The organism is Streptomyces sp. NPDC056144, assembly GCF_042264145.1.
Lineage (GTDB): Bacteria > Actinomycetota > Actinomycetes > Streptomycetales > Streptomycetaceae > Streptomyces.
This window is the reverse complement of the sequence record NZ_JBHJVF010000001.1, coordinates 350710-364933: the sequence shown is the minus strand read 5'-3', so window position 1 is coordinate 364933 and position 14224 is coordinate 350710. Positions and strand designations below refer to the sequence as shown.

The following is a 14224-nucleotide window of genomic DNA, read 5'->3' as shown; positions in this document are numbered from 1 at the left end:
GGTCGTCACCTCACGTCCCGGCCGCCCACACCCCGTCCCGCATGAGGTGCCGACCCGCCAGTTCCGGTTCCTCGTGCCAGGCCTGCACGGCGGTCGGCCGGACCCGGTACCAGCGGTAGGCCGGTCCCGAGCCGCGCGGGTCCCAGCCGGTCTTCGCGTGGAACGCGTCCGCCGCCTCCGCCGGGACCTCCTGGGAGGTGTACGTGGTGACCTCGCCGTCCAGCAGCACCACGTCCCGCGTGTCCCCGAACGCGAGCCGCGCCCGCCCGCCGGCGGTGAGGTTCAGGCCGGTCGGGTTGGTGGACCGGGTCGCGAGCCACAGGTCGGCGCCGTCCCAGACGAACGACAGGGGGACGAGGTACGGACCTCCTTCGGGGTCCGCCGAGGCCACCCAGATGTCCTGCTCCCGCTCCAGGCGGGCCAGCACGTCCCGCTTGCGCCGGGCGGGGCCGCGCGGCTGCTGCTCCATGATCGTCATGAACCCGACCCTACTGAGCCGGGACGTCCCCCCATGCGCCCGCCCTTGCGTCCCCCCCTTGCGTCTCCCCATGCGTCTCCCCATGCGTCTCCCCCGCCCGCGTCACATAGAAAGCGCTTGCGCGAAGCATTGACGAAACACGAACTGCCCCCTAACTTCATGCCCGTTGCACTTCGTACGTCATATATGAGACGCGATACACGAGATCTGAGAGTGCTCCATGGCCTTCGCCCCCAGCCCCATTCCCTCCCGGACGCAATACGTCCTGGAAGCCATCAAGCACGACATCCTCACCGGCGGCCTCCCCCCGGGGCAGGCGCTCGTGGAGACCGAACTCGCCGCGCGCTTCGGGGTGTCGAAGACCCCCGTCCGCGAGGCGCTCAAGACCCTCGCGGGCAGCGGGCTCGTGGTGATGAGCCAGTACAAGGGCGTCACCGTCCGGATGGTCGACGCGGACATGGCCCGCGCGGTCTACGACGTACGGCTCCTCCTGGAGCCCGAGGCCGTCCGCCGGGCCGTCGCCTCCGGTGCCTCGCTCGACGCCGCGCACGAGGCGCTGCACCGGGCCGCCTCGGCCGCCGACCCGGCCGAACGGTCCCTGGCCAACCGGGAGTTCCACCGCGCGCTCTACCTTCCCTGCGGCAACCCGCTGCTCGGCCGGATGCTCGACGAGGTCCGCGACCAGGCCGCCCTGGTCTCCACGGTCGCCTGGGCCGCCGTCCCCTCCTGGGAGCGCGAGGCCGCGGAGCACGAGGAGATCCTGCGGCTCGCCGCCGCCCGCGACGTCGAGGGCGCCGGCCGGGCCGTGCACGACCACATCGCGTCCTTCGTCGAGCGCGCCTTCCCCCACTCCCCCGTGAACAGCGAGTGAGCCACGTGACCCGAAACCGCACAGCGGATCCCCTCATGGTCAGGGATGCCGAGGCCCTGAGGCTCGCCCTCGCCGACATCGTCGCCATCCCCGTCACCCCTTTCGCCGAGGACGGATCCGTCGACACCGCGGCCCATCGCGCGCTGCTGCGCCGCCTGTTGGACGGCGGGGTGCGCACGCTCACCCCGAACGGCAACACCGGCGAGTTCTACGCCCTGACCCCCGAGGAGCGCCGTTCGCTCACCGAGGCGACCGTCGAGGAGGCGGGGGACCGTGCCACGATCCTGGTCGGCGTCGGCCACGACGTGCCGACCGCCGTCGAGGCCGCCCGGCACGCCCGCGCCACGGGAGCCCACATGGTGATGGTGCACCAGCCCGTCCACCCGTACGTCTCCGAGAGCGGCTGGGTCGACTACCACCGGGCGATCGCCGAGGCCGTGCCGGAGCTCGGCGTCGTCCCCTACCTCCGCAACCCGCTCCTGAGCGGGGCCCGGCTCGCCGAACTCGGCGCCGCCTGCCCGAACGTGGTCGGCGTGAAGTACGCCGTCCCGGACGCGGCCCGGTTCGCCGCGTTCGCCCGGGACGCGGGCCTCGACCGCTTCGTGTGGGTCGCGGGCCTCGCGGAGCCGTACGCCCCCTCGTACTTCGCGGGCGGCGCGACCGGCTTCACCTCCGGTCTCGTCAACGTCGCCCCCGCGCTCTCCCAGGAGATGCTGCGCGCGCTGCGGGCCGGGGACTACCCGACCGCGATGAAGGTGTGGGAGCGCATCCGCCGCTTCGAGGAGCTGCGCGCGGCCAACGGCAGCGCCGACAACGTGACGGTGGTCAAGGAGGCCCTCGCCTCATTGGGCCTGTGCCGTCGCGCCGTCCGGCCGCCGAGCCGCGAACTCCCCGAGTCCGAGCGGGCCGAGGTCGCCGCGATAGCCGCCGGGTGGCCGGTGTGAAAGAGAGCGGCCAGGAGCGGAAGAAGGGGAAGCGGCCCGAGGAGCTCCGCAGTCACCAGTGGTACGGCACCGACGGCCTCCGCTCGTTCAGCCACCGTGCCCGCACCCGCCAGCTCGGCTACCTGCCCGAGGAACACCTCGGCAAGCCGGTCATCGCGATCCTCAACACCTGGTCCGACATCAACCCCTGCCACGTCCACCTGCGCGACCGCGCGCAGGCCGTGAAGCGCGGGGTGTGGCAGGCCGGCGGCTTTCCGCTCGAATTCCCGGTCTCCACGCTGTCGGAGACCTTCCAGAAGCCGACGCCGATGCTCTACCGCAACCTCCTCGCCCTGGAGACGGAGGAGTTGCTCCGCTCGTACCCGGTGGACGGGGCCGTCCTGATGGGCGGCTGCGACAAGACGACGCCCGCGCTGCTCATGGGCGCGGCCTCCGTCGACCTGCCGACGGTCTTCGTGCCGGCCGGCCCCATGCTGCCCGGTCACTGGCGGGGCGAGACCCTCGGGTCCGGTACGGACATGTGGAAGTACTGGGACGAGAAGCGGGCCGGGCGGATCGGGGACTGCGAGATGGCCGAGCTGGAGAGCGGCCTCGCCCGCTCCCCGGGCCACTGCATGACGATGGGTACGGCGTCCACGCTGACCGCCGCCGCCGAGACCCTCGGCGTGACCGTGCCGGGCGCCTCCTCCGTACCGGCGGTGGACTCGGGCCACGACCGGATGGCCGCCGCCTCGGGGCTGCGCGTCGTGGAGCTCGTACGGGAGGATCTGCGGCTGTCGCGGCTGCTGACCAGGGAGGCGTACGAGGACGCGGTCGCCGCCGTGCTCGCGCTGGGCGGTTCGACGAACGCGGTGATCCATCTGATCGCGATGGCCGGCCGTTCCGGGGTGAAGCTGACGCTCGACGACTTCGACCGGATCGCGCGGACCGTCCCGGTGCTGGCGAACCTGCGGCCGGGCGGGCGCTTCCTCATGGAGGACTTCCACTTCGCGGGCGGGATGCCGGGCTTCCTCTCGCGTCTGACCGACGTGCTGCACCTGGACCGGCCGACGGTCTCGCACGCGACGATGCGCGAGCAGCTGGCGGGGGCCCTGGTCCACAACGACGAGGTGATCAGGGAACGTTCGAGGCCCCTGTCCGCCGAGGGCGGGGTCGCGGTGCTGCGCGGGAACCTCTGCCCGGACGGCGCGGTCATCAAGCACATCGCCGCCGATCCGAAGCTCCTCACCCACACGGGGCCGGCGATCGTCTTCGACGACTACCGGACCATGCAGCGCACGATCGACGACCCGGCGCTCGGGATCACCGCCGACCACGTGCTCGTGCTGCGCGGCGCGGGGCCGAAGGGCGGTCCCGGCATGCCGGAGTACGGAATGCTGCCGATCCCCTCGTACCTCCTGGAACAGGGGGTGAAGGACATGGTCCGCATCTCCGACGCCCGGATGAGCGGGACGAGTTACGGGGCGTGCGTGCTGCACGTGGCCCCCGAGTCCCACGTCGGCGGCCCCCTCGCCCTCGTCAGGACGGGCGACACGATCACCCTCGACGTCAGAGACCGCTCCCTCCATCTGCACGTCACGGACGAGGAGTTGGACCGCCGCAGGGCTGCCTGGACACCCCCGCCGGAGCGGTACGGGCGCGGCTACGGCGCGCTCTACATGGAGCAGATCTCCCAGGCCGACACGGGCTGCGACTTCGCCTTCCTCGCGCGCCCGGGGACGACCCCCGATCCGTACGCGGGCTGAGTCCGCCCCCTCGTCTCACCTCGCCTCCGCCCCCTTCACCTTCCCTCGCTCACCCTGTCCGACATCTCGAACGTCGTTCGCCTAGCGCTTCACCGAGAACGGAGCCGCCGTCATGGCCTCAGCTGTGACCTCACCGCCCCCGGCCGCGCCGCCCGAGGCCGCACCGCCCCGGGCCGCCACGGCACGGAGCCGCCGCCGCACGGGAGCCACCCCCCGCCGACTGCCGTATCTCCTGATCGCCCCGGCCGGACTGCTGATGCTGGGCTTCATCGCCTACCCGGTGCTCAGCGTCTTCTACTACAGCCTCCAGCACTACAACCCCACCAAGCCCTGGCGGAACGGCTTCGCCGGCCTGGAGAACTTCACCGAGATCTTCACCGAGGACCCGCACTTCTGGGGGACGCTCTCCTTCAGCTTCCAGTGGGTCGCGGTGGAGGTGACCCTCCAGCTGCTCTTCGGTCTCGGCCTCGCGCTCATCGTGAACCAGACCTTCGTGGGCCGCGCGCTCGGCCGGGCCCTCGTCTTCTCGCCGTGGGCGGTCTCGGGCGTCCTGACCTCGGCGATCTGGGTGCTGCTCTACAACTCCCAGACGGGCATCACCCGTTACCTGGCGGACCTGGGCTTCGGCGAGTACGGAACATCGCTGCTCTCCGACACCTCCACCGTCTTCTCTGCGGCGATCGTCGCCGACCTCTGGCGCGGAGTGCCGTTCTTCGCCATCCTCATCCTCGCCGACCTCCAGTCCGTGCCGAAGGACCTGTACGAGGCGGCCGAGGTCGACGGGGCGGGCAGGATCCGCCAGTTCCTGCACATCACGCTCCCGCACATCCGGGACGCGATCGTCCTCTCCACGCTGCTGCGCGCGGTGTGGGAGTTCAACAACGTCGACCTGCTCTACACGCTGACCGGCGGCGGCCCGGCGGGCGAGACGACCACGCTCCCGCTGTACATCGCGCACACCAGCGTCGACGCGCACGACTTCGGATACGCCTCCGCGCTCACCACGGTGGCGTTCGTGATCCTTCTCTTCTGCTCGATGGTCTACCTGCGCCTGAGCAAGTTCGGAGGCGACGGCAAGTGACAGCCCCCGCGTTCCCCCAGCGCCGACGCGCCTGGGACGAGGTCCCCCGCTGGCAGATCTACCTGCCCCTCGGCATCTACCTCGTCTTCACCCTCGTCCCCTTCTACTGGATCCTGCTCTTCGCGGTCCGCCCGGCCGGCTCCACCTCGCTGCTGCCCTGGCCGATGACCGCCGCCCACTTCGAGAAGGTGTGGACGGACCGCAGCTTCGGCGTCTTCTTCCAGAACAGCCTGCTCATCGGCGTCGCGGTCCTCGTGATGACCACCGTCGTGGCCCTGGCCGGCGGATACGCCCTGGCCCGCTTCGACTTCCGGATCAAGAAGGGCTTCATGCTGGCCCTGCTCTGCTCGCAGTTCGTGCCGGGCGCCCTGCTCCTCGTACCGCTCTTCCAGATCTTCGCCGAGCTGCGGATGATCAACTCGCTCGGCTCCGTCATCATCGCCGAGACCGTCTTCCAGCTCCCCCTCTCCATGATCCTCATCAGCGGCTTCATCAGGAACGTGCCGTACTCCCTGGAGGAGGCCGCCTGGGTCGACGGATGCAACCGGTTCCATGCCTTCCGGATCGTCGTCCTGCCGCTCCTTCGGCCCGGGCTCGTCGCCGTCGGCTCCTTCGCCTTCGTCCACGCCTGGAACCACTTCCTCTTCGCCCTGATGTTCCTCAGCAGCCAGACCAAGCAGACGATCCCGGTCGGCCTCAACACCCTCATGGGCGCCGACAGCGTCGACCTCGGCGCGCTCGCCGCGGGCGGGGTCATCGCCGCCGTGCCCGTCGTCCTCGTCTTCGCCTTCATCCAGAAGTGGCTGGTCACGGGCTTCAGCGCCGGGGCGGTGAAGGGATGAACCACCCCCACGCGACCAGCGACGTCACGAACAGGGAAGCCATGAGCACCACACCCACCCCGCTGCCCGTCGTCCTCGCCGGTGCCCGCGGCCACGGCCGCAGCCACCTCCTCACCATCCGCCGCCTCGAAGAGCGCGGGCTCGTCCGCCTCGCCGGCGTCTGCGAGCTCCGCCCGCTCGACGCCGACGAGCTCGACGGCATCGGTGACCCCGAGCAGTCCTCCGACCTCGCGGCCCTCCTCGCCTCCACCGGCGCCCGGATCGCCGTCCTCTCCACCCCCATCCCGACCCACACCGACATGACCCTCACCGCCGCCCGGCACGGGGCCCACGTCCTCCTGGAGAAGCCGCCGGCCCCGTCGTACGCGGAGTTCCGGCGGATGGCCGACGGGGTCGAGGCAGCCGGGGTCGCCTGCCAGATCGGCTTCCAGTCGCTCGGCTCGCACGCCGTGCCCGCGATCCGCCGGATGGTCGAGGACGGAGCCATCGGCGAACTCCTCGGCGTCGGCGCCGCCGGTGCCTGGGTCCGCGACGAGGCCTACTTCCGGCGCGCGCCCTGGGCCGGACGCCGGAGGCTGGACGGCGCGGACGTCGTCGACGGGGCGCTCACCAACCCCCTGGCGCACGCCGTCGCCACCGCGCTCGCCCTCGCGGGCGCGACCCGCGCCGAGGACGTCGACCACGTCGAGACCGAGCTGCTGCGGGCCCACGCGATCGAGTCCGACGACACCTCCTGCGTACGGGTGGTCACCTCGGGCGGTACGCCGGTGACGGTGGCCGCCACGCTCTGCGCCGAACGGTCCGGCGAACCGTACGTCCTCGTCCACGGCAGCCGCGGCCGGATCACCTTCTGGTACCGGCAGGACCGGGTGCTCGTGCAGCGCGCCGGGCACGGCCCGGTCGAGACGGAGTACGGCCGGACCGACCTCCTGGAGAACCTCGTCGCCCATGTGACGGACGGCGAGCCGCTGTGGGTGCCGCCGGCGGAGACCGGCGCGTTCATGCGGGTCGTCGAGGCGGTCCGTACGGCTCCGGAGCCTCGGGCGATCCCCGCCGGGTACTGGCGCGCCGAACCCGGCGAGAACGCCCCGCGCCGCGTCGTCGACGGCATCGACGCCCTCGTCGACGCGAGCGCCGACCGGCTGCGGCTGTACTCCGAACTCGGCGCAGTCTGGGCCCCGTCGGGCCGGGCGGCGGCCCGATGAACGCCGGGCCGCCGACCCCGCCGACCCCTCCGACCCCGCTTTCCTCTCCGCTCCGGCTGCGCTGCGCGGGCCGCACCGTCGCCCGCTACACGACCCGGCCCGACCTGGCCCCCGGCCACTCCCCCCGGCCCCACCTGCACCCGGTGACCACCCTCGCCGGGCGGATCGTGACCGAGACCGCGCCCGAGGACCATCCGCACCACCTGGGGGCCGGGGTCGCCGTCCCCGACGTCGCCGGGCACAACTTCTGGGGCGGGCGCACCTTCGTCCGGGACCGGGGGCCGGTCGCGCTGGACAACCACGGCGTGCAGCGGCACGACGGGTTCGCGCTGTGCGATCCGGACGGCTTCGTCGAGGAGCTGACCTGGACGGCGGGCGGCGAACGGCTGCTGCGCGAGCACCGGACCGTGTCGGCGCACGTCCTCACGGAGTCCGCCTGGGCGCTCGACCTCACCTTCTCCCTCGCCAACGTGTCGGGCCGCGACCTGTCGATCGGCAGCCCGGCGACGAACGGCCGGCCGGGGGCCGCGTACGGCGGCTTCTTCTGGCGGGCGCCCAAGGAGGCGGCGGCACCGGAGGTGTTCGGCGCCGTCGCGGGCGCGGACGGCGAGGAGGCGGTGCACGGGACCCGCTCCAACTGGGTGGCGCTCGCGGGCGACGGGTGGACGCTCGTCTTCGCGGGGGCGACCGGGGCGACCCGGCGCGACCCGTGGTTCGTGCGCGCCGCCGAGTACCCGGGCGTCGGGTCCTCGCTCGCCTCCGACGAACGCCTTCCGGTGGCCGCCGGAGAGACCTTCGTACGACGGGTGGTGACCGTCGTCGCCGACGGGCGGCTCGACCGGGCGGGCGCGGCGGCCCTGGTCCGCAAAGCCCTGCGGTCGTGACGTCGTGACGTCGTGACGCCGTGACGCCGTGAGCGTCCTGCCGCCCCACCGCCCCAGCCCTCACTCCCCCACTCCGCAGCACCCCATCCCCACGTACCTCACAGAAGAGAGCCGACGATGACCATCTTCACCGGCGGACGGCGCAGAGCCGCCGTCTCCCTCGCCCTCACCGGTGTCCTCGCCCTGACCGCCACCGCCTGCGGTGACGACGGCAGCGGCGCGGGCGGCGAGAAGGGCACGGAGGGATCGGGCAAGGGCAGGATCACCTTCTGGGACAACAACGGCGGTGTCCGCACCGACGTCTGGAAGGAGATCATCGCGGACTTCGAGAAGGCCAACCCGGACATCGACGTCGAGTACGTCGGCGTGGCCTCCAAGGAGGTCCAGTCCAAGTACGACACCGCCATCCAGGGCGGCGGTCTGCCGGACGTCGGCGGCGTCGGCGCGGCCATGCTGGCCGGGATCGCCGCGCAGGACGCCCTGGAGCCGCTGGACGAGCGGGTCGAGGGCGGCGCGCTCAAGGGCAAGCTGAACGCCGGCATGGTCGACAGCGTCAAGGCCGCCGGCGGCCGGGGCAAGCTGTTCACGGTCCCCACCTCCGCCAGCAACGGCGTGCTCTACTACCGCACCGACCTCTTCAAGGCCGCCGGGCTTCCCGAGCCCGCCACCTGGTCGGCGTTCTACGCGGCGGCCGGCAAGCTGACACAGAAGGACAAGAACCGTTTCGGCTACACGATCCGCGGCGGCGCCGGATCCATCGCCCAGGCCCTCGACGCGATGTACGGCCAGAGCGGCATCACGAGCTTCTGGAACGGCGACAGGACCACGGTCAACGACCCGAAGAACGTGACGGCCCTGGAGAAGTACGCGGGCCTGTTCAAGAAGAACACCCCGGCGGCCGACGTCAACAACGACTTCACCAAGATGGTCGCGCAGTGGGACAGCGGCGAGATCGGCATGCTGAACCACAACCTGGGCTCGTACCAGGACCACGTGAAGGCGCTCGGCACGGAGAAGTTCCGGGGCATCCCGAACCCGACGCTCGACGACGGCACCCGCGTGCAGGTCTCCCACCCCGTCGACGGCCTCGGCCTCTTCTCCTCCTCCAAGAACAAGGCCGCCGCCTGGAAGTTCATCGAGTTCGCGGCCTCGCACGAGGCCAACAGCAAGTGGAACGAGTCGGCCGGGGCGATCCCCGCCAACACCGAGGCCGCGCGGGACGCGTGGCTCCAGGAGTCCGAGCCGACCAAGCTCGCCGCCGACGTCCTCTTCGGCGGCAAGGCCACGATCGTGCAGCTGCCGTACTACCTGCCCGACTGGAACACCATCTCCAAGGCCGACAACGAGGCCGCGTTCCAGAAGGTCCTGCTCGGCAAGACCACGGCGAAGGAGTTCCTCGACGGTCTCGCCGAGGAGCTGAACGCGGCCCAGGCCGAGTGGAAGGCGCAGCAGAAGTGAGCGTCGGCCGCCGCACGGTGGTCACGGCCGGGGCGGGCCTCGCGCTCGCCCTGGCCGGGGCACCGGCCGCCCGGGCCGCCGGACGGCCGGGGACCCGTACCCTCTTCGTCGCCGGGGACTCGACCGCCGCGCAGAAGTACGCCGACGCCGCGCCCGAGACCGGCTGGGGCATGGCGCTCCCCTTCTTCCTGCACCGGGAGCTGACGGTCGCCAACCACGCCGTCAACGGCCGCAGCACCAAGAGCTTCCTCGACGAGGGACGGCTCGACGCGCTCCTGCCGGAGCTCCGGCCCGGCGACGTCCTCCTCGTCCAGTTCGGCCACAACGACTCGAAGGTCGCCGACCCCACCCGGTACGCCGCTCCGTGGACCGCCTACCGGGACAACCTCCGGGTCTTCGTCGAGGCCGCGCGGTCCCGGGGCGCGCTGCCCGTGCTCGCCACCCCGGTGGAGCGGCGGAGGTTCGCCGCCGACGGCACGGCCCTGCGCACCCACGGCGACTACCCGGCCGCCATGCGCGCGACCGCCCTGGAGGCGGACGTGCCGCTGCTCGACATCGAGGCGCTGTCCCTCGCGCTGTGGCAGCGGCTCGGGCCCGAGGCCACGAAGACGTACTTCAACTGGACGGCGACCGAGCAGGACAACACTCACTTCAATCCGCCCGGGGCGATCGAGGTGGCCCGGCTCGTGGCCGCCGAGCTGCTCCGTACCGGGGTCCTGGCGCCGCGCGAGACGCGCCGCCTGGACGACGGCATCCCCACCGACTGGATCACCTGGCCCGTTTCCGAGGAGACCTGACCGTGAACCGACGCAAGAAGCTCGGAGTGGTGGCCGCGGCCGCCCTCGTCCTGACGGTCACCGCGCCCGCCGCGGGGGCCTCCGCCCGTGCCGCCGACCCCGCCCGCGCCACGCTCCCCGCCGGTGACGGCTGGGCCTCCGAAGGCCCCGGCACCACCGGCGGTGCCGCCGCCGACGCCTCCCGGGTCTTCACCGTCACCACCTGGGAGGAGTTCCGGGCCGCGCTCGCCGTGCCCGGCACCGAGCCCCGGATCGTGAAGGTCGTCGGCACGCTCGACGCGACCGCCGCCGGCTGCGCCGCCTTCGAGGCCCCCGGCTACGACTTCGACCGGTACCTCGCCGCGTACGACCCCGCCGTCTGGGGGTACGAGAACCCCGTCAGCGGCCCCCTGGAGGACGCGCGGGCGGCCTCCGCCACCGCGCAGGCCCTCGCCATCAAGGCGAAGGTGCCCGCCCGCACCACGATCGTGGGCGTCGGCCGGAACGCCGGGATCACCGGCGGAAGCCTCCAGGTCCAGGGCGTGGACGACGTCGTCATCCGCAACCTGACCCTGGAGAGCCCGCTCGACTGCTTCCCGCAGTGGGACCCGGAGGACGGCCCGACGGGCGCCTGGAACTCCGAGTACGACAGCCTCGTCGTGTACGGCTCCACGCACGTCTGGATCGACCACAACACCTTCACCGACGGTGCCCACCCGGACAGTTCACTGCCCTCGTACTACGGCGAGGTCTACCAGCAGCACGACGGCGAGCTCGACATCGTGCGCGGCGCCGACCTCGTGACGGTCTCGTGGAACGTCTTCACCGACCACGACAAGACCCTCATGATCGGCAACAGCGACAGCGCGGGCGCCACCGACCGGGGCAGGCTCCGCGTCACCCTGCACCACAACCTCTTCGACAAGGTCGTGGAGCGGGCGCCCCGGGTGCGCTTCGGTCAGGTCGACGCGTACAACAACCACTTCGTGGTGGCCGGCGGCCCGGCCCCGTACGTCTACAGCCTCGGCATCGGTCTCGAATCCCGGCTCGTCGCCGAGAAGAACGCCTTCACGCTCGACGCGGACGTCCCCGCCGGGAAGATCCTCAAGAAGTGGAAGGACGCGCCGGTCACGACCTCCGGCAACTACGTCAACGGCGACCCGGTCGACCTGCTCGCCGTCCACAACGCGCAGTACCCCGCCGAACTCCTGCGCGGCGACGCGGGCTGGACGCCCGCCCTGCGCACCCGCGTCGACCACCCCCGGGCCGTCCCGGCGCTGGTCGGCCACCGCGCGGGCGCCGGCCGCCTGCGCTGACACCCCTGGACGAAAGGAGGCCGGGGTTGTCCACGCGCCCGCCCCGGCCTCCTTTCCCCTGCCCTCTCCGGCTCTCCAGCTCTCCAGCTCTCCAGCTCTCCAGCCAAGCGAAGGAGCACCCGCATGCCCTCGCACCACCCCTCCGTATCCCGCCGATCGATCCTCGCCGCCGGTCTCGGCACAGCCCTCGGCCTCGCGCTGCCGCAGGAGGCGAGCGCCCTGCCGCGAGGCCCCTTCGGCGCGTACGGTTCCCCCGCCGCGCGTCTCACCGAGCGCACCCTGTACGTCCATCCCGGCGGCCTCGGCGACCACACCACCGTCCAGGCGGCCGTCGGAGCCGCGAGCGGCACCGGCTGGACCCTGGTCCTCGCCACGGGCACGTACCGCGAGACGGTCCTCGTCACCGCCGCCCGCGCGGAGATGACCTGGATCGGCGCCACCGGCGACCCGAAGGACGTCGTGGTCGTGTACGACAACGCGACCGGCACGCCCCGCCCCGAGGGCGGCACCCACGGCACGTCCGGCTCGGCGACGACCACCGTGCAGGCGGACGGCTTCACCGCCCACGCGGTGACCTTCGCCAACGACTTCCTCCGCGCCGACCTGCCCGGCAACCCCGGCACCCAGGCCGTGGCGCTGAAGGCGCAGGGCGACCGCTCGGCGTTCCTCCACTGCCGGTTCCTCGGCCACCAGGACACCCTGTACGCGGACTCGATGTCCCTCGGGCACGTGGCCCGGCAGTACTACGCGCACTGCTACGCCGAGGGGGACGTCGACTTCGTCTTCGGCCGGGCCCGCGCGGTCTTCGAGCACGTCCACTTCCGGACGCTCGTCCGCACGGACCTCGCGGGCGCTCCGTACGGTTTCGTCTTCGCCCCGTCGACGGCCGTGGCCAACCCGTACGGCTTCCTGGTCTCCCGCTCCCGCGTCACGAGCGAGGCGCCCGACGGCTTCTACAAGCTGGCCCGGCCCTGGGTCCCGGGCTCGGACCCCACCGCGCGGCCGTCGCTCGTGGTCCGCGACAGCGTGCTGTCCGCGGGGATCGACGCGGTCGCCCCGTACGCGAACATGCGGGACGTCCATCCGTGGCAGGCGCAGCGTTTCGCCGAGTACCGCAACGCGGGGCGGGGCGCCGAGATCTCCGTTCCGGAGAACCGCCCGCAGCTCGGGGAGGCCGAGGCCGCGACCGTCACCAGGTCGGCCTACCTCGGCGACTGGACCCCGCCGCGCGCGGTGTAACGGGACCTTCCGTGGCGTCTTACGGACTCCCGAAGCCGCCCGTGAGCGTGGACCGTCCGCCGTCGGGGCCCGTGAGCGTGACGGTGTACGCGTCGGCCGCGCCGTCCCGTACCCCCTCGGCGTGGTTGAACTGGGCCGCGAACGTGTGCGGGCCGGGCGGAACCGTACGGCCCGGCTTGAGCACCCAGCGGTAGACCAGGGTCCCGGGCTCCTCGACGACCGTGACCGTGAGGTCCTCGGCTGGGCGGGTGTGCCAGTGGCCGGTGCTGACGACGCCCGGGGTGCGGGCCACGCGGATCTCGACGGTGAGGCCGGAGACCTCGGACGTGGTCGTCAGGGCCAGGTCGGACTGGGCCCACCAGCGGTTGCTGCCGGGGTCGACGGTGCCGACGGCCTGGGCCGACGGGCCGGGGGCCGACGGCTGGTGCGCCCCGGGGGCCGTCGGGCCGGGGGTCGTCGGCGCGGGTGCCGCCGCCACCGGGGCGGCCGGGCGGCTCCCGTCGAGCGTCGTCACGGCGAGGCCGCCGAGCCCCACGACCCCGGCCACGGCCGCCGCGACGGCGACGGCGGCCGGCCAGCGGCGGGCGAGGCCCCCGGGGCGCGGGGCACGCGCGCGCGTGGCGCGGGACGGCGACGGCGCGGCGAGACCGCGCTCCACGCGGGCGAGCATGCGGGCGTGGTCGGGCAGATGGGCCTGCCCGGCCTCCCGGAGCTCGCGGCGGAGCCGTGCCTCGTCCATCAGCGCCTCCCCGAGACGAGTTCGGTGGCGGCCCGGTCGCCCAGGAGGCGCTGGAGCTCGGCCATTCCCTTGGCGGTCTGGCTCTTGACCGTACCGACCGAGATCCCGAGGGCGAGCGCGGTGTCCCGCTCCGAGAGGTCGAAGGCGTGCCGGAGGACGACGCAGGCGCGCTTGCGGAAGGGCAGGGCGCGCAGCGCGGACCTGACGTCGAGCACGGCCGGGACGTCCGGGTCCTCGACGTGGTCGGGGCGGCGGTCCCAGAAGGCGGCGATACGGCGCCGTTCGCGGACGCTGCCCCGGATGCGGGTGCGGACGAGGTTGGCGACGACGCCCCGGGCGTAGGCGGCGGGGTGGTCGGCTGCGCGGACGCGGTCCCAGCGGTGCCAGAGCGCGAGCATGGCGTCGGCCGCGAGGTCGTCGGCGGCGTCGGTCTCGCCGGTCAGGAGGTGCGCGAGGCGGGCGAGTTCCGCGTAGTGGCGTTCGAAGAAGGCCCGGAACTCCGTCGCGCCGTTCTCGCCGTCCTCGCCGTCAGAGCCCGCCGAGACCATGACGGCCCTCGTGACCACGTACGCGCTCCTCGGCCGTTCCCGGGGCTCCGGGCGTCCGCCCGGGGCTGATGGTGACCTGCGCGGGCGTCCGCCCGACG

General features: G+C 72.8%; 14 protein-coding genes. 11 read left to right on the top strand and 3 right to left on the bottom strand.

Annotation, left to right across the window (positions count from 1 at the left end; all coding sequences use genetic code 11):
- Positions 1-10 precede the first annotated feature (10 nt).
- Entirely contained in the window at positions 11-478 is a 468-nt protein-coding gene (locus tag ACFC0Z_RS01505) for a pyridoxamine 5'-phosphate oxidase family protein (protein WP_376431535.1), read from the bottom strand.
- A gap of 220 nt (positions 479-698) precedes the next feature.
- On the opposite strand from ACFC0Z_RS01505, the gene ACFC0Z_RS01500 reads away from it, so the two are divergent.
- The 11 genes from ACFC0Z_RS01500 to ACFC0Z_RS01450 all read left to right on the top strand — a co-directional run bounded on the left by ACFC0Z_RS01500 (position 699) and on the right by ACFC0Z_RS01450 (position 12839).
- Positions 699-1349 (top strand): GntR family transcriptional regulator, encoded by a 651-nt coding sequence (locus ACFC0Z_RS01500; protein WP_376431533.1) that lies wholly within the window; start codon positions 699-701, stop codon positions 1347-1349.
- A 35-nt stretch (positions 1350-1384) separates the two neighbouring features.
- Positions 1385-2293: a dihydrodipicolinate synthase family protein gene (locus ACFC0Z_RS01495; protein ID WP_376431531.1), complete on the top strand. Its 909-nt coding sequence runs from the start codon at positions 1385-1387 to the stop codon at positions 2291-2293.
- A complete protein-coding gene (gene araD / locus ACFC0Z_RS01490; RefSeq protein ID WP_376433416.1) occupies positions 2290-4038 on the top strand; it encodes an L-arabinonate dehydratase in 1749 nt (582 codons plus the stop codon). Before ACFC0Z_RS01495 ends, araD begins: the two co-directional genes overlap by 4 nt.
- A 112-nt stretch (positions 4039-4150) precedes the next feature.
- On the top strand, positions 4151-5119 hold the full coding sequence (locus ACFC0Z_RS01485; RefSeq protein WP_376431529.1) for a carbohydrate ABC transporter permease: 969 nt from the start codon (positions 4151-4153) through the stop codon (positions 5117-5119).
- Positions 5116-5961 (top strand): carbohydrate ABC transporter permease, encoded by an 846-nt coding sequence (locus tag ACFC0Z_RS01480; protein WP_376431527.1) that lies wholly within the window; start codon positions 5116-5118, stop codon positions 5959-5961. The genes ACFC0Z_RS01485 and ACFC0Z_RS01480 overlap by 4 nt, the downstream gene beginning before the upstream one ends.
- Before the next feature lie 41 nt (positions 5962-6002).
- Positions 6003-7166: a Gfo/Idh/MocA family protein gene (locus ACFC0Z_RS01475; RefSeq protein WP_376431525.1), complete on the top strand. Its 1164-nt coding sequence runs from the start codon at positions 6003-6005 to the stop codon at positions 7164-7166.
- Entirely contained in the window at positions 7163-8050 is an 888-nt protein-coding gene (locus tag ACFC0Z_RS01470) for a PmoA family protein (protein WP_376431523.1), read from the top strand. Before ACFC0Z_RS01475 ends, ACFC0Z_RS01470 begins: the two co-directional genes overlap by 4 nt.
- Before the next feature lie 117 nt (positions 8051-8167).
- Positions 8168-9508, top strand: coding sequence for an ABC transporter substrate-binding protein (locus ACFC0Z_RS01465; protein WP_376431521.1), 1341 nt, complete (start codon positions 8168-8170; stop codon positions 9506-9508).
- Positions 9505-10305, top strand: coding sequence for a rhamnogalacturonan acetylesterase (locus ACFC0Z_RS01460; RefSeq protein WP_376431519.1), 801 nt, complete (start codon positions 9505-9507; stop codon positions 10303-10305). Before ACFC0Z_RS01465 ends, ACFC0Z_RS01460 begins: the two co-directional genes overlap by 4 nt.
- A 2-nt stretch (positions 10306-10307) precedes the next feature.
- Complete coding sequence (locus tag ACFC0Z_RS01455) at positions 10308-11600, top strand: polysaccharide lyase family 1 protein (RefSeq protein ID WP_376431517.1); 1293 nt, start codon at positions 10308-10310, stop codon at positions 11598-11600.
- 123 nt (positions 11601-11723) lie between these two features.
- Positions 11724-12839, top strand: a complete 1116-nt coding sequence (locus ACFC0Z_RS01450; protein ID WP_376431515.1) for a pectinesterase family protein — start codon at positions 11724-11726, stop codon at positions 12837-12839.
- 19 nt (positions 12840-12858) lie between these two features.
- Here the strand turns inward: ACFC0Z_RS01450 and ACFC0Z_RS01445 are convergent, their stop codons facing one another.
- Both ACFC0Z_RS01445 and ACFC0Z_RS01440 read right to left on the bottom strand, forming a co-directional pair.
- On the bottom strand, positions 12859-13578 hold the full coding sequence (locus ACFC0Z_RS01445; RefSeq protein ID WP_376431514.1) for a hypothetical protein: 720 nt from the start codon (positions 13576-13578) through the stop codon (positions 12859-12861).
- On the bottom strand, positions 13578-14126 hold the full coding sequence (locus tag ACFC0Z_RS01440) for a SigE family RNA polymerase sigma factor (protein WP_376433414.1): 549 nt from the start codon (positions 14124-14126) through the stop codon (positions 13578-13580). Before ACFC0Z_RS01440 ends, ACFC0Z_RS01445 begins: the two co-directional genes overlap by 1 nt.
- Between the last annotated feature and the right edge of the window lie 98 nt (positions 14127-14224).